This window comes from Streptomyces sp. AC558_RSS880, assembly GCF_019049255.1.
Lineage (GTDB): Bacteria > Actinomycetota > Actinomycetes > Streptomycetales > Streptomycetaceae > Streptomyces.
In genome coordinates this window covers 298,420-312,474 of sequence record NZ_JAGMUJ010000161.1, presented here as the reverse complement: position 1 = coordinate 312,474, position 14,055 = coordinate 298,420, and the positions used below count along the sequence as shown (strand labels likewise).

The following is a 14,055-nucleotide window of genomic DNA, read 5'->3' as shown; positions in this document are numbered from 1 at the left end:
CGCCGCACGGCCGGGCCTGGCACGATGGCAGGGTGAGCGCACCTCTGACACCACCACCGCCTCCGCACGAGCGTTCCGCGCGGGACGTGTGGCAGCCGCCGTCCGACGGGCGGACGGCCGCCACGACTCCGCACGCGGACGGGACCGGGCACGCCGAGGACCCACGGCACGGCCGGTGGTACGAACAGGACGGCCCCGGGATGAAGGCGGAGATACGTGAGGCCGCCGTGACCGCGGTGGCGGTGGCGCTCGGCGGGGTGTTGCTCGGGGTGCTGTGGTGGTGGCTGGCGCCGCGCGTGCCGTACGTGGGTGACGTGGTCGGCGACAACTGGGTCGTGTACCTCAAGGACTCCGAGGGTGAGCAGGGCATCGGGGTGGACGGCACGTTCTCGCTGCTCGCGCTGGGGTTCGGTGCGGTGAGCGCGCTCGCCGTGTTCCTGGTGCGGCGGCGTGGGGGCGTGCCGTTGGTGGTGGCGCTGGCGGTCGGCGGGCTGCTGGGGTCGGTGCTGGCCTGGCGGCTCGGGGTGTGGCTGTCGCCGGCTTCGGATGTGATCGCCCAGGCGAGGAGCGCGGGCAAGGGGGTCCCGTTCGACGCGCCGTTGACGCTGAGTGCGAAGGGGGCGCTGCTGGCGTGGCCGTTCGCGGCGCTGGCTCTGCATCTGGGGTTGACGGGGCTGTTCGGGCCGCGGGATCCGGAGGAGTTCCCTGCGGGGGCGTACGGGGTGCCGGGGGCGTAGGCCGCCGGGTGCCCCATGTGGGTGCCGACCGGGGGGTGGGTCGCGCGGCCCGGCGCTTGCGGGGTGCCTCCCCCAGAGGGGGGACCCCCAGCCCACCCGTGCCGCCCTGCGGCACGATTGCCCGCGGGTACGGCGGGGCGCTACGGGCGGCCGATGGGGGCCAGGGTGGCCGATGTCAGGGTGGTCAGGTCGCCGGGGGAGAGTTCCACCTCCAGGCCTCGGCGGCCTGCCGAGACGCAGATCGTGGTGTGCGCGGTGGCCGACTCGTCCAGGACCGTGGGGAGTTTCTTGCGCTGGCCCAGGGGGGAGATGCCGCCGCGGACGTAGCCCGTGGTGCGTTCCGCCAGTGCCGGGTCGGCCATCGCGGCCCGCTTGCCGCCCACCGCCGCCGCGAGGGCCTTCAGGTCCAGCTGCCCCGCCACCGGCACCACCGCCACCGTCAGCGCGCCGTCGACGTCCGCCACCAGCGTCTTGAAGACCCGGTCCGGTGAGACCCCCATCGCCTCGGCCGCCTCCTCGCCGTAGGACGGGTGGGAGGGGTCGTGGTCGTAGGAGTGCACCGTGAACGGCACTCCGGCCGCGGTGAGCGCCACCGTCGCGGGCGTGCCTCCCGACTGCTGCTGCTTCTTGGACTTCTTCGCCATCCCCGCCTGTACCCCCAGTAGTTCGTACGTCAGTTGAGACTCGTCGGACCGCGTGTCAGCTCCGCGGCCGGCAGCGACGGCAGATGACGGATGACGGCCGTCTCCGTGCGCAGCAGTTTCAGCTCGTCACGGAGCCGGGACGCGGTGTCCGGCGCCTGGAGCAGCCGCTGCTTCGTCGGCGTGTCCAGCATCATCGCGGCGGCGACCAGATAGGAGACGACACCCGGCTCGTCCGGCAGGTCCGCGCCGGTCGTCAGCGACCGTTCCCGCGCCCCCGCCAGCCGCTTCTGGTACTGGCGGAACGACCGCAGCACCCCCTCGGCCAGTGCCCCCGCCCCCTCGCCGGGATCCTCGGCCAGCGGCTCCGACTCGGCCGTCAGATACGGCCCCGAGGCGTCGACGGACAGCAGCCGCACCCGGGTCGTACCGGTCGCCAGCACCTCGAAGGTGCCGTCGGCCCGCTCCCGGATCGTCGCCGCGTCGGCGACACAGGCCACCTTGTGGAAGGCGCGCAGCGGATCGGTGCCGAAGCCCGCCGCCGGGCCGCGTGCGGGCACGGCCGTCGGATCGGGCATGCCGGGCGCGCTCGGCGCCACCTCGTGCCCGTCGCGGATCGCCACGACGGCGAACCGGCGCGGCTCGTCCTCCGGGGTCTTCAGCAGCTCGCGCATCATGGCGCGATAGCGCTCCTCGAAGACGTTGAGCGGAAGTACGAGCCCCGGGAACAACACCGTGTTCAAGGGGAAGAGCGGGAGCCGGACGGTCGTCACGAGCCAAGAGCCTAATGGTCGCCGAAGCGGAGTCGACCTCCCCGCTCACTCCTCGGCCGGTCGAGGGCCGGTGCCGGGGAGCCGGAGCCCGGCTCGGGAGAGCCGGACGCGACCGCCGCGCGCACGCTCTGACGGACCTCCAGGAACCGGCCGAGCGGATCGTCCGCGTCCCGGTCCCAGGGGAAGGAGGTCGCGTACGGGCCGGTCAGCCGCAGCTGCTCCAGGGCGTCCCGCCGGCGTTCCAGCCGGACCAGGACGTACGTCAGCAGATTGCGCAGCTCGGCCGGCCAGGGCTGGCCCGCCGGCAGCCGGGCGGACAGGGCCACGGCGCGGTCGGCCGCCGCCTCGAGCCGTTCGCGCGGCACTTCGGGACCGCAGCGGTCGGTCAGATAGCCGAACGCCGCCCGCAGCGGCAGCGCCTGGGTGAGCGAGTCCTCCGGCGCGTCCTGCGCGGCCAGGTCCGCGAAGGTGAAGCACTCGTGGTGCGAACCGTGCCACGAGGACGCCAGGTAGCGCAGGGCCGCCACATGGCAGCCGTGGTGGTGCGGGGCCCGCCGGACCGCCGCCTCCCACAGCTCCTCGAAGTACGTGTGCCCGGCGCGTGCGCCACGGGCGTGGTCCAGGGCGAGCCGCCAGGGCACCGGATCGCGGTTGTCCGCCCGGGCGGCGGCCGTGATCAGCGGGCTCACCTCGCGCAGCAGCTCGGCCCGGGCCGGTGAGTCCCAGGCGCGGTCCACCGCCCGCTGGGCGTCCACCAGCAGCCCGTCGGGGTCGCGCGGGTCGCGGGCGCGCCAGGTGTCCAGCCACTCGGGGCGCGAGCGCGCGAAAGCGGCCAGCCGCCGCACGTACCGGTCGCGGTGCTCCCAGGCGCCGGTGCGCCGGGTGACGGCGAGCAGTCCGGCGACGGGCGTGTGGTCACCGCCCGCGGCCCCGACCAGCGCCGGGCCCAGCAGATCGTCGGGTGCGTCGAGCAGCACCTCGTCGTCGGCGGGCAGCACGACGGGGACGGGGGGCGTGGCGCCCGTCGTCTTTCCTCGCACCCGGGAAGTACGGGTGAACCCGTGCAGCAGAGCCATGGTGTCGACCATTGAAAGACCGCAGGTCACAGCGGCGCCAGAGGCGACACGGAAGTCGCGGAAGGTTGTACGGGGCTGGGTCAAGGCCCGGCAAAAAGCAGAGTGCTTTTCACCTTGCGCGGGCCTCTCACGCCCCCCGGTCACCGGTGGTCACGGAGGTCGCTACGTCCATCGCCACGGACGTCGCGACGCACGTCCATCGCTACGTACGTCGCAGGGTCCGCGTCGCCCCCGCCGCCACCGTCGTCGCCAGGATCCAGCCCAGCAGGACGAACGCGGCCGACAGCCACTGCCAGCCGCCGCGCAGCTGCCAGAAGCCGACCTGGCCGAGGTCGATCACCGGCAGCAGCAGGTCCAGGGTGAACAGGGGCGGGTTCCACGCGGGATGCTCACCGTTCTTGAGGGGCGGAGGATCGGCACGCGCGAAGGCCAGCGAACCGCCCGCCCACAGGACCGCCATCCACACCGCGGCCCGGCCCGGCCGGTATCCGTAGGCGACCGTCCAGTCCTGTACGTAACCCCACAGCTTGGCCGCCATCGGCAGGCTCTCGCGGCGCCGGCGCTGCTTGGCGAGCAGCACCTCGCGGGCGTCCTCGTCCTCCCCGCCCTCCCGCAGCACGGCGGCCAGCCGCTCGTACGGTTCCGGGTTGTACTCGGCGCTCGCCGCGTCCACCCAGCGCAGCCGCAGCGCCAGCGGGAACGGCCCGCGCGGCACCAGGTTCTCGTAGGTGAAGCCGCCCATGTGCAGTCGGCCGGGGCCGGGCCAGCTGTCCGCCCGGTCCATCAGGTTGACCACCCGCGCCCCCGACAGCACGACCCTGCCGCGCACCGGCCGCTCCCCGAGGAAGCGCAGCTCCGGCGTCTGCACCCGGCGCAGCGACAGCTCCTGCTCGTCGGTGAAGGTGAACCGGGCCCCCTCGAAGTCGACCGCGTCCCCGAACCGCCCGTCGTCAAGGCGCACCCCGCCCCGGCACTCGAAACGCTGGATCCGCGTCCCGCGCGCCGGTGTCATCCCGCTGCGCGCCTGGGCACCCACCCCGGCCGGGGTCAGGTACAGCGAGCGCTCCACGGTCAGCTGCGGCGCGTTCAGCGCGAGCCGGGTGTACGGGTTGTCCAGCCGGGCCCCGCGCAGGCTCAGCGAGACGCCTATCGTCGCGCTGCGCAGGCTCAGCTCGCCGTGCGACTCCAGCATCTCCGCCTGCAGGTCCTGGCCGACGTTCATGCCGTCGGCCGCCATCGAGCGGCCACTGCGGTCCCGGTGCACGATCGCCTGGTTGAGCAGCAGATCCGTACCGATCCGCGCGTCGGTGAGCCGTATGCCGCCCAGGAACCGGCAGCGCGGCAGATGCAGATCGCCCTCGGTGTGCAGCCGGGCCGCCTCCAGGCGCGGTATCGAGCAGTCCACCATCCGCACGGTCGTGAAGCGGGCCTCCGGCAGCAGCACGTCCCGCTCGAAACGGCAGGCCCGCATCTCCAGGTACGGCACCACCGTGCCGCCCGCCAGGTCCAGCGCGCCGCTGATCTGCACCCCGACCAGCTTCAGTGACGAGACCCGGCCGGCCAGCGCGGGCGGCCCGTCCAGCAGCAGCCAGCACACGACACGGGCCCGGACCGTCCGCTCGGGGCCCCACGGATGTCCTCCGTGCGGATCGTCGACGACCGTGTCCCCGCTGCTCAGGTCGTACACGCTGCCGTTGCGGAAGGCCTGCCACATCCCGGCCTCCGTGGCGGTCAGGTCCTCCGGCGGCTCTCCGCCGCCCGGTCCCACCCCCTCGGTCACGGAACTCCCCTCCTCCTCACGTACTCGTCGGTTCGTCCCTTCGTACAACCGTTCATGCCCGGTGAGGTGACCGGTTGAACACGGAAAGTGAAAGGGATCTCGGGTGTGTGTGCGGACCGTCACCACGGGCGTGACGTATCAGCCACTGGAACGGACGGACGGCCCACCGCGCGGGTCTGAGAGAATTGAGCACGTGATCTCCCGAATCGATCTGCGCGGCGACGCCCTCCCCGAGGGCCCCGCCCTGCGCGACCTGCTGCCCCGAGCCGACTTCGACGTCGCGGCCGCCCTGGAGAAGGTGCGGCCCATCTGCGAGGACGTGCATCATCGGGGCGACGCGGCGCTGATCGACTTCGCCGAGAGGTTCGACGGCGTCCGGCTCGACCAGGTACGGGTCCCGGCCGCCGCCCTCGAGCGCGCGCTGGAGGAACTCGACCCGGCCGTGCGCGCGGCCCTGGAGGAGTCCATCCGCCGCGCCCGGCTCGTCCACCGCGCGCAGCGCCGCACCACCCACACCACCCAGGTCGTGCCCGGCGGCACGGTCACCGAGAAGTGGGTCCCGGTCGACCGCGTGGGCCTGTACGCGCCCGGCGGCCGGTCCGTCTACCCGTCCTCCGTGATCATGAACGCCGTGCCCGCCCAGGAGGCCGGTGTCCCGTCCGTCGCGCTCGCCTCCCCGGCCCAGGCGGAGTTCGGCGGGCTGCCGCACCCCACCATCCTCGCCGCCTGCGCCCTGCTCGGCGTCGACGAGGTCTACGCGGCCGGCGGCGCCACCGCCGTCGCGATGTTCGCGTACGGCACCGAGTCCTGCCCGCCCGCGAACATGGTCACCGGCCCCGGCAACATCTGGGTCGCCGCCGCCAAGCGCTACTTCACCGGCAGGATCGGCATCGACGCCGAGGCCGGCCCGACCGAGATCGCGATCCTCGCGGACTCCACGGCCGACCCGGTGCACGTGGCCGCCGACCTGATCAGCCAGGCCGAGCACGACCCGCTGGCCGCCGCCGTCCTCGTCACCGACTCCGCCGACCTCGCGGACGCGGTGGAGAAGGAGCTGGAACCGCAGGTCAAGGCCAGCAGGCACATCGACGACCGGATCGTCCCGGCCCTGTCCGGCCGCCAGTCCGCGATCGTCCTGGTCGACGGCGTCGAGGAGGGCCTGCGGGTCGTCGACGCCTACGGCGCCGAGCACCTGGAGATCCAGACCGCCGACGCCACCGCCCTCGCCGACCGGGTGCGCAACGCGGGCGCGATCTTCATCGGTCCCTGGTCCCCGGTCTCCCTCGGCGACTACGCGGCCGGCTCCAACCACGTGCTGCCCACCGGCGGCTGCGCCTGCCACTCCTCGGGCCTGTCCGTGCAGTCCTTCCTGCGCGGCATCCACATCGTCGACTACACCGAGGACGCGCTGGCCGAGGTCGCGCACCACGTGGTCACGCTGGCGGAGGCGGAGGACCTGCCCGCGCACGGCGCGGCGATCAAGGCGAGGTTCGACTGGAAGGTTCCCCAAGGCAAGTGACCGGCATCGACGACCTCCCCGTACGGGACGAGCTGCGCGGCAAGTCCCCCTACGGCGCGCCCCAACTGGACGTCCCCGTACGGCTGAACACCAACGAGAACCCCTACCCGCTGCCCGAACCGCTGGTCGAGCGGATCACCGAGCGGGTCCGCGAGGCCGCCCGGCACCTCAACCGCTACCCCGACCGGGACGCGGTCGAACTGCGCACCAGGCTGGCCGAGTACCTGACGAAGACGGCCGGACACCCGGTCGCCGTCGAGAACGTGTGGGCCGCCAACGGCTCCAACGAGGTCATCCAGCAGCTGCTGCAGACCTTCGGCGGACCGGGCCGTACCGCCATCGGCTTCGAACCGTCGTACTCGATGCACGGCCTGATCTCGCGCGGCACCGGCACCGGCTGGATCTCCGGGCCCCGTAACGAGGACTTCACGATCGACCTCGCCGCCGCGGAGAAGGCGATCGCCGAGCACCGGCCCGACGTCGTCTTCGTCACCACCCCCAACAACCCCACCGGCAACGCGGTCCCGCCGGAGACGGTCCTCGCGCTGTACGAGGCCGCCCAGGCGGCCAAGCCGTCGATGGTGGTCGTGGACGAGGCGTACATCGAGTTCAGCCACGGCGACTCGCTGCTCCGGCTGCTCGACGGACGGCCCCACATGGTCGTCTCCCGCACCATGTCGAAGGCGTTCGGCGCGGCGGGCCTGCGCCTCGGCTACCTCGCCGCGCACCCGGCGGTCGTCGACGCCGTCCAGCTGGTCCGGCTGCCGTACCACCTCTCGGCGGTCACCCAGGCGACCGCGCTGGCGGCCCTCGAACACACCGACACGCTGCTGAAGTACGTCGAGCAGCTGAAGGCCGAACGCGACCGGCTGGTCGCCGAACTGCGCGCCCTCGGCTACGACGTCACCGAGTCCGACGCGAACTTCGTCCAGTTCGGCAGGTTCGAGGACTCCCACGCGGCCTGGCGCGCGATCCTCGACCGGGGCGTCCTGGTCCGGGACAACGGCGTACCGGGATGGCTGCGGGTCACCGCGGGCACCCCGGCCGAAAACGACGCGTTCCTCGACGCGGTACGTGACTTCAAGAAGGAGCAGAGCGCATGACCCGCGTAGGACGCGTGGAACGCACCACCAAGGAGACGTCCGTCCTCGTCGAGATCGACCTCGACGGCACCGGGAAGACCGAGATCTCCACCGGGGTCGGCTTCTACGACCACATGCTCGACCAGCTCGGCCGGCACGGTCTGTTCGACCTGACCGTGAAGACCGAGGGCGACCTGCACATCGACTCCCACCACACCATCGAGGACACCGCCCTCGCGCTCGGCGCCGCCTTCAAGCAGGCGCTCGGCGACAAGGTGGGCATCTACCGCTTCGGCAACTGCACGGTCCCGCTGGACGAGTCCCTCGCCCAGGTCACCGTCGACCTGTCCGGCCGCCCCTACCTCGTGCACACCGAGCCCGAGAACATGGCGCCGATGATCGGCGAGTACGACGTGACGATGACCCGGCACATCCTGGAGTCCTTCGTCGCCCAGGCCCAGATCGCGCTGCACGTGCACGTGCCCTACGGGCGCAACGCGCACCACATCGTGGAGTGCCAGTTCAAGGCCCTCGCCCGCGCCCTGCGCTACGCCTCCGAGCGCGACCCCCGCGCGGCCGGCATCCTGCCCTCCACGAAGGGCGCGCTGTAGGCATGAACGGTCTGTCCACCGTCCTGATCGTCGTCGGCCTGTTCTTCGTCGGCGGGATCATCTCCTTCGTCAAGCAGAAGATGCCCACGAGCCTCATCGTGCTGCTCTCCATCGGCGCCGTGATGTGTCTCGGCACGGGGCTCCTGAGGCTGGAGGTGTGAACCCTTGAGCACCACCAAGAAGGTCGTGGTCTTCGACTACGGCTTCGGCAACGTCCGCTCCGCCGAGCGCGCCCTCGCCCGCGCGGGAGCCGACGTCGAGATCACCCGTGACTTCGACGCGGCCATGAACGCCGACGGGCTGCTGGTGCCCGGCGTCGGCGCCTTCGCCGCCTGCATGCAGGGCCTGAAGGGGGCGCGCGGCGACTGGATCGTCGACCGCAGGCTGTCCGGCGGCCGCCCGGTGATGGGCATCTGCGTCGGCATGCAGATCCTCTTCGCGCGGGGCATCGAGCACGGCGTGGAGTCCGAGGGCCTCGACGAGTGGCCCGGCTCGGTCGAGCCGCTCCAGGCCGAGATCGTGCCCCACATGGGCTGGAACACCGTGGACGCCCCGGCCGGCTCCGAGCTGTTCGCCGGCCTCGACGCGGACGCCCGCTTCTACTTCGTGCACTCCTACGCCGTCCACGACTGGACCCTTCAGACCACCAACCCGGCGATGCGCGCCCCGCTGGTCACCTGGTCCACGCACGGCAAGCCCTTCGTGGCGGCCGTGGAGAACGGCGCCCTGTGGGCCACCCAGTTCCACCCCGAGAAGTCCGGCGACGCCGGTGCCCAGCTCCTCACCAACTGGATCGGAACCCTGTAGAGACATGGCCAAGCTCGAACTCCTCCCCGCCGTCGACGTCCGCGACGGCCAGGCCGTCCGCCTGGTGCACGGCGAGTCCGGCACCGAGACGTCCTACGGCTCCCCCCTTGAGGCCGCCCTCGCCTGGCAGCGCTCGGGCGCCGAGTGGCTGCACCTGGTCGACCTGGACGCCGCGTTCGGCACCGGCGACAACCGCGCGCTGATCGCCGAGGTCACCCGGGCGATGGACATCAAGGTGGAGCTGTCCGGCGGCATCCGCGACGACGACACCCTCGCCGCCGCCCTCGCCACCGGCTGCACCCGCGTCAACCTCGGCACCGCCGCCCTGGAGACCCCCGAGTGGGTGGCCCGGATCATCGCCGAGCACGGCGACAAGATCGCCGTCGGCCTCGACGTACGCGGCACCACCCTGCGCGGCCGCGGCTGGACCCGCGACGGCGGCGACCTCTACGAGACGCTGGAGCGCCTCGACAAGGAGGGCTGCGCCCGCTACGTCGTCACCGACATCGCCAAGGACGGCACCCTCCAGGGCCCCAACCTGGAGCTGCTGAAGAACGTCTGCGCCGCCACCGACCGCCCGGTGGTCGCCTCCGGAGGCGTCTCCTCCCTGGACGACCTGCGCGCCATCGCCGAGCTCGTCCCGCTCGGTGTCGAGGGCGCCATCGTCGGGAAGGCCCTGTACGCCAAGGCGTTCACCCTGGAAGAGGCCCTGGAGGCCATCTCTTGAAAAAGGACACAGCCCGATGACATCCGATGCCGTACGGCGCGTGCAGGGCACGAATCCCTGGGAGGAGACCCTCGGCTCCGCACGTGCCGTGGCGGCGGGTGACCGCGTCCTGGTGGCGGGCACGACCGCGTTCCGGGGCGATGTGCTGTACGGGGAGGGCGACCCGTACGAGCAGGCCAAGGTGGCCTTCACCAGCGCGCTGGAGGCGATCGGCGAGTTCGGGCTCGGCATCGAGTCCGTGATCCGCACACGCCTCCACCTCGCCCACGCGCGGGACGTCGACGCGGCCGGACGCGCCCACAAGGAGCTGTTCGACGCGGTGCGCCCGGTCACCACCCTGCTGGTGGTCGAGGGCTTCGTCGACTCGCGCGTGCTGGTCTCAGTGGAACTCGAAGCATTCAGAGGAGCCGTGACCTCATGACCCTGGCGGTCCGAGTCATCCCCTGCCTGGACGTGGACAACGGCCGGGTCGTCAAGGGCGTCAACTTCCAGAACCTGCGCGACGCGGGCGACCCCGTCGAGATGGCCAAGGTGTACGACGCCGAGGGCGCCGACGAGCTGACGTTCCTGGACATCACCGCCTCGTCCGGCAACCGCGAGACGACGTACGACGTGGTGCGCCGCACCGCCGAGCAGGTGTTCATCCCGCTCACCGTGGGCGGCGGCGTCCGCACCACCGAGGACGTGGACAAGCTGCTCCGCGCGGGCGCCGACAAGGTGGGCGTCAACACGGCGGCCATCGCCCGGCCCGACCTCATCCGCGAGATCGCGGAACGCTTCGGACGGCAGGTCCTGGTGCTGTCGGTGGACGCCCGCCGCACCGAGTCCGGGTCCTTCGAGGTCACCACGCACGGCGGCCGCCGCGGCACCGGCATCGACGCCGTGGAGTGGGCGCACCGGGCCGCCGAGCTGGGCGCGGGCGAGATCCTGCTCAACTCCATGGACGCCGACGGCACCAAGGACGGCTACGACCTGGAGATGATCACCGCCGTCCGCGAGCACGTCACCGTCCCGGTGATCGCCTCCGGCGGCGCCGGGAAGCTGGCCGACTTCCCGCCCGCGGTCGCGGCGGGCGCGGACGCGGTGCTGGCCGCCTCCGTCTTCCACTTCGGCGACCTGCGCATCGGCCAGGTCAAGGAGACGCTGCGGGGCGCCGGTCACCCGGTGCGGTGAGTTCAGCCGGTCGGCTGGGCCAACTGGATGAGATTGCCGACCGTGTCGTCCAGGACGGCGGCGAGCACCGGACCCTGCTCCTGCGGGTCCTGGACGAAGTGGACGCCCTCCCCGCGGAGCCGCTCGTACTCCGCGCGGAGGTCGTCCACGGAGAACACGATCGCGGGCAGGCCGGCCTCCCGCACCGCCCTGCGGTACGGCTCCGCTATGGGCCCCTGCCCCGGCTCCAGCAGTAGCTCCAGGTCCCGCTGGGCGCCCTCCTTCGCGCCCACGGTGACGAACAGCGTGCCGCCGCCCAGATCCATGTGGGTACGGGTCTCGAAGCCGAGGACATCGGTGTAGAAGGCATGCGCCTTCGCCACGTCGTCGACGTACACACTGGTCATGGCCACTTTGATCACGAGCTGCGCCTTTCGTGCGGATCAGATGCCGAGCTGTTTGGTCTCGCGCAGTTTCGCGATCGCGTTCTCGTCGCCGTCCAGATCGACCTTGGCGGCGCTCTGCCGGCCGTAGGCGAACAGCACCAGCTCGGACGGCTCCCCGATCACCGTGACCACCGGGGTGCCGCGGTGCGCCACCACCGTCCGGCCGTCCGGACGGCGCAGCACCAGGCCCGTCGGCACCCCGCGGCCCATCAGCCGGGCGGAGCGCTCGAGCCGCGACCACAGGACGTCCTGGAACACCGGGTCGAGCTCGCGCGGCGTCCAGTCGGGCCGGGCGCGGCGCACGTCCTCCGTGTGGACGTAGAACTCGACGATGTTCGACAGCTCGTCGATCTGCTTGAGAGAGAAGGGCGAGAAGCGCGGCGGACCCGTCCGGATCAGCTGGATCAGTTCCTCGTACGGCTTGGCGGCGAACTCCGCCATCACCCGCTCCAGACGCGCCGCCAGCTGCTTGACCAGCATGCCGCCGGCCGCGTCGGGGCGGCGCTCGCGCACCACCACGTGGGCGGCGAGGTCCCGGGCCGTCCAGCCCTCGCACAGGGTCGGGGCCTCGGGCCCCGCGGTCTCCAGCAGATCGGCCAGGAGAAGTCGTTCACGCTTGGCATGGGTCGACATGCGAGCCAGCCTACGGCCAGGCAGAGGGTCCGCCCACCCGTCACCCGACCCCCGCCCCTCAACGAGCCTCCCCCAGTGCCTGAACGGCCTGGGGGCACCCCCAGCGCGCCACTGCTTCCAGTCAGTGGACATCCGCGCGGGGGTGTCGGCTCCGCGCGGCACAATGGTCCGCATGACCAGCACGCCCCGGCCCAGCCGCCTCGACCCGGAGATCGCCGCGCGGCTCAAGCGCAGCTCCGACGGCCTCCTGCCCGCCATCGCCCAGCAGTACGACACCGGAGAGGTGCTGATGCTGGGCTGGATGGACGACGAGGCGCTGCACCGCACGCTGACCACCGGCCGCTGCACCTACTGGTCGCGCAGCCGCCGGGAGTACTGGGTCAAGGGCGACACCTCCGGCCACTTCCAGTGGGTCAAGTCGGTCGCCCTCGACTGCGACGCGGACACCGTGCTGGTCAAGGTCGACCAGGTGGGCGCCGCCTGCCACACCGGCGCCCGCACCTGCTTCGACGCCGACGTCCTGGCGGTGGCGGACGCCCCCGATCCGGATCAGTAAGGTCTGCCGCCATGGACCTCGAGACGTTCCGCAAGCTCGCCACCGACCGCCGGGTCATCCCGGTCACCCGCAAGCTCCTCGCCGACGGCGACACCCCGGTCGCGCTCTACCGCAAACTCGCCGCCGAGCGCCCCGGCACCTTCCTGCTGGAGTCCGCCGAGAACGGCAGGTCCTGGTCCCGGTACTCCTTCGTCGGGGTCCGCAGCGCCGCCGCCCTCACCGAACGCGACGGCCAGGCGCACTGGGAGGGCACCCCGCCCGTCGGCGTCCCCGTGGACGGCGACCCGCTCGCCGCGCTGCGCGCCACCCTGCAGACCCTGCACACCCCGCGCGACCTCGCCCACGACCTGGGCCTGCCGCCCTTCACCGGCGGCCTGGTCGGCTACCTCGGCTACGACATCGTGCGCCGCCTGGAGAAGGTCGGCCCCGGCGAGCGGGACGACCTGAGGCTCCCCGAGCTGACCATGCTGCTCACCAGCGACCTCGCCGTCATGGACCACTGGGAGGGCGCCGTCTGGCTGATCGCCAACGCGATCAACCACAACGACCTGGAGACCGGCGTCGACGAGGCGTACGCCGACGCCGTGGCCCGGCTCGACGCCATGGAGGCCGACCTCACCCGCGCGGTGGCCCAGCCGCCCGCCGTGCTGCCGCCCTCCGAACTGCCCGAGTACACCGAGCTGTGGGGCGGCCCCGACTTCCGGCGGGCCGTGGAGGACATCAAGGAACGCATCCGCGCGGGGGAGGCCTTCCAGGTCGTCCCCTCCCAGCGGTTCGAGACGCCGTGCACGGCGAGCGCCCTCGACGTCTACCGGGTGCTGCGGGCCACCAACCCGTCCCCGTACATGTACCTGTTCCGCTTCGACGGCTTCGACGTCGTCGGCTCGTCCCCCGAGGCGCTGGTGAAGGTCGAGGACGGGCGGGCCATGGTCCACCCCATCGCCGGCACCCGGCACCGCGGCGCCACCCCGCAGGAGGACCAGGCCCTCGGCGACGAACTGCTCGCCGATCCCAAGGAGCGCGCGGAGCACCTGATGCTCGTCGACCTCGGGCGCAACGACCTCGGCCGGGTCTGCGACCCCGGATCCGTCGAGGTCGTCGACTTCATGTCCGTCGAGCGGTACTCGCACGTCATGCACATCGTCTCGACGGTCACCGGCCGGGTCGCCGCCGGCCGTACCGCGTTCGACGTGCTCACCGCCTGCTTCCCGGCCGGCACGCTCTCCGGCGCGCCCAAGCCCCGCGCGCTGCAGATCATCGACGAACTCGAGCCGTCCCGGCGCGGGCTGTACGGCGGCTGCGTCGGCTACCTCGACTTCGCGGGCGACTCCGACACCGCGATCGCGATCCGTACGGCGCTGCTGCGGGACGGCACCGCGTACGTGCAGGCCGGAGCGGGGATCGTGGCCGACTCCGACCCGGTCGCGGAGGACACCGAGTGCCGCAACAAGGCGGCGGCGGTGCTGCGCGCGGTGCACACCGCGAACCGGCTGGGAACGGTCTGAGACGAACCCC

General features: G+C 72.4%; 17 protein-coding genes. 11 read left to right on the top strand and 6 right to left on the bottom strand.

What is annotated here, in order from left to right; genetic code table 11:
* Window positions 1-32: 32 nt before the first annotated feature.
* Window positions 33-737, top strand: a complete 705-nt coding sequence (locus tag KUM38_RS37485; RefSeq protein WP_217136511.1) for an AAA family ATPase — start codon at window positions 33-35, stop codon at window positions 735-737.
* A gap of 140 nt (window positions 738-877) precedes the next feature.
* Here KUM38_RS37485 and ybaK read toward each other — a convergent pair whose 3' ends face one another.
* The 4 genes from ybaK to KUM38_RS37465 form a co-directional block, all read right to left on the bottom strand.
* Window positions 878-1,381, bottom strand: coding sequence for a Cys-tRNA(Pro) deacylase (gene ybaK, locus KUM38_RS37480; protein ID WP_217136510.1), 504 nt, complete (start codon window positions 1,379-1,381; stop codon window positions 878-880).
* A gap of 29 nt (window positions 1,382-1,410) precedes the next feature.
* Window positions 1,411-2,151: an LON peptidase substrate-binding domain-containing protein gene (locus KUM38_RS37475; RefSeq protein ID WP_217136507.1), complete on the bottom strand. Its 741-nt coding sequence runs from the start codon at window positions 2,149-2,151 to the stop codon at window positions 1,411-1,413.
* Between the two features lie 11 nt (window positions 2,152-2,162).
* On the bottom strand, window positions 2,163-3,239 hold the full coding sequence (locus tag KUM38_RS37470; protein ID WP_217136505.1) for a hypothetical protein: 1,077 nt from the start codon (window positions 3,237-3,239) through the stop codon (window positions 2,163-2,165).
* 190 nt (window positions 3,240-3,429) lie between these two features.
* On the bottom strand, window positions 3,430-5,007 hold the full coding sequence (locus tag KUM38_RS37465; RefSeq protein ID WP_217136503.1) for an oxidoreductase: 1,578 nt from the start codon (window positions 5,005-5,007) through the stop codon (window positions 3,430-3,432).
* Between the two features lie 193 nt (window positions 5,008-5,200).
* Here KUM38_RS37465 and hisD point away from each other — a divergent pair, with 193 nt between their 5' ends.
* From hisD to hisF, 8 genes are read left to right on the top strand one after another with little or no spacing between them, the layout of a single operon-like run.
* Window positions 5,201-6,526, top strand: a complete 1,326-nt coding sequence (hisD, locus tag KUM38_RS37460; RefSeq protein ID WP_217136501.1) for a histidinol dehydrogenase — start codon at window positions 5,201-5,203, stop codon at window positions 6,524-6,526.
* Entirely contained in the window at window positions 6,523-7,629 is a 1,107-nt protein-coding gene (locus tag KUM38_RS37455; RefSeq protein WP_217136499.1) for a histidinol-phosphate transaminase, read from the top strand. Before hisD ends, KUM38_RS37455 begins: the two co-directional genes overlap by 4 nt.
* The gene (gene hisB / locus KUM38_RS37450) at window positions 7,626-8,219 is read left to right on the top strand and encodes an imidazoleglycerol-phosphate dehydratase HisB (RefSeq protein ID WP_019525453.1); all 594 of its coding nucleotides are present in this window, start codon (window positions 7,626-7,628) and stop codon (window positions 8,217-8,219) included. The genes KUM38_RS37455 and hisB overlap by 4 nt, the downstream gene beginning before the upstream one ends.
* A 2-nt stretch (window positions 8,220-8,221) precedes the next feature.
* Window positions 8,222-8,380, top strand: coding sequence for a hypothetical protein (locus KUM38_RS37445; protein WP_030858893.1), 159 nt, complete (start codon window positions 8,222-8,224; stop codon window positions 8,378-8,380).
* A gap of 4 nt (window positions 8,381-8,384) precedes the next feature.
* Entirely contained in the window at window positions 8,385-9,026 is a 642-nt protein-coding gene (hisH, locus tag KUM38_RS37440) for an imidazole glycerol phosphate synthase subunit HisH (protein ID WP_217136497.1), read from the top strand.
* A 4-nt stretch (window positions 9,027-9,030) separates the two neighbouring features.
* The gene (gene priA / locus KUM38_RS37435; RefSeq protein WP_217136495.1) at window positions 9,031-9,753 is read left to right on the top strand and encodes a bifunctional 1-(5-phosphoribosyl)-5-((5-phosphoribosylamino)methylideneamino)imidazole-4-carboxamide isomerase/phosphoribosylanthranilate isomerase PriA; all 723 of its coding nucleotides are present in this window, start codon (window positions 9,031-9,033) and stop codon (window positions 9,751-9,753) included.
* A gap of 16 nt (window positions 9,754-9,769) precedes the next feature.
* On the top strand, window positions 9,770-10,174 hold the full coding sequence (locus KUM38_RS37430) for a Rid family hydrolase (protein ID WP_073936538.1): 405 nt from the start codon (window positions 9,770-9,772) through the stop codon (window positions 10,172-10,174).
* Window positions 10,171-10,926: an imidazole glycerol phosphate synthase subunit HisF gene (gene hisF / locus KUM38_RS37425; protein WP_217136493.1), complete on the top strand. Its 756-nt coding sequence runs from the start codon at window positions 10,171-10,173 to the stop codon at window positions 10,924-10,926. The genes KUM38_RS37430 and hisF overlap by 4 nt, the downstream gene beginning before the upstream one ends.
* Window positions 10,927-10,928: 2 nt before the next feature.
* On the opposite strand, the gene KUM38_RS37420 is transcribed toward hisF, so the two are convergent.
* Together KUM38_RS37420 and KUM38_RS37415 are read right to left on the bottom strand one after the other, a co-directional pair.
* Window positions 10,929-11,327, bottom strand: coding sequence for a VOC family protein (locus KUM38_RS37420; protein WP_217136491.1), 399 nt, complete (start codon window positions 11,325-11,327; stop codon window positions 10,929-10,931).
* Between the two features lie 21 nt (window positions 11,328-11,348).
* Window positions 11,349-11,984: a TIGR03085 family metal-binding protein gene (locus KUM38_RS37415; RefSeq protein WP_217136489.1), complete on the bottom strand. Its 636-nt coding sequence runs from the start codon at window positions 11,982-11,984 to the stop codon at window positions 11,349-11,351.
* A 172-nt stretch (window positions 11,985-12,156) separates the two neighbouring features.
* Between KUM38_RS37415 and hisI the strand changes: the two genes are divergently transcribed.
* Both hisI and KUM38_RS37405 read left to right on the top strand, forming a co-directional pair.
* Window positions 12,157-12,540: a phosphoribosyl-AMP cyclohydrolase gene (hisI, locus tag KUM38_RS37410; RefSeq protein ID WP_217136487.1), complete on the top strand. Its 384-nt coding sequence runs from the start codon at window positions 12,157-12,159 to the stop codon at window positions 12,538-12,540.
* 11 nt (window positions 12,541-12,551) lie between these two features.
* Window positions 12,552-14,045, top strand: coding sequence for an anthranilate synthase component I (locus KUM38_RS37405; RefSeq protein ID WP_217136484.1), 1,494 nt, complete (start codon window positions 12,552-12,554; stop codon window positions 14,043-14,045).
* The last annotated feature ends 10 nt before the right edge of the window (window positions 14,046-14,055 follow it).

Coding starts and splice junctions, on each gene's coding strand:
- KUM38_RS37405 (WP_217136484.1), top strand. CDS start 12,552: ATGGACCTCGAGACGTTCCGCAAGCTCGCCACCGACCGCCGGGTCATC.
- KUM38_RS37445 (WP_030858893.1), top strand. CDS start 8,222: ATGAACGGTCTGTCCACCGTCCTGATCGTCGTCGGCCTGTTCTTCGTC.
- ybaK (WP_217136510.1), bottom strand. CDS start 1,381: ATGGCGAAGAAGTCCAAGAAGCAGCAGCAGTCGGGAGGCACGCCCGCG.
- priA (WP_217136495.1), top strand. CDS start 9,031: ATGGCCAAGCTCGAACTCCTCCCCGCCGTCGACGTCCGCGACGGCCAG.
- hisF (WP_217136493.1), top strand. CDS start 10,171: ATGACCCTGGCGGTCCGAGTCATCCCCTGCCTGGACGTGGACAACGGC.
- KUM38_RS37415 (WP_217136489.1), bottom strand. CDS start 11,984: ATGTCGACCCATGCCAAGCGTGAACGACTTCTCCTGGCCGATCTGCTG.
- KUM38_RS37470 (WP_217136505.1), bottom strand. CDS start 3,239: ATGGTCGACACCATGGCTCTGCTGCACGGGTTCACCCGTACTTCCCGG.
- KUM38_RS37430 (WP_073936538.1), top strand. CDS start 9,770: ATGACATCCGATGCCGTACGGCGCGTGCAGGGCACGAATCCCTGGGAG.
- hisB (WP_019525453.1), top strand. CDS start 7,626: ATGACCCGCGTAGGACGCGTGGAACGCACCACCAAGGAGACGTCCGTC.
- hisI (WP_217136487.1), top strand. CDS start 12,157: ATGACCAGCACGCCCCGGCCCAGCCGCCTCGACCCGGAGATCGCCGCG.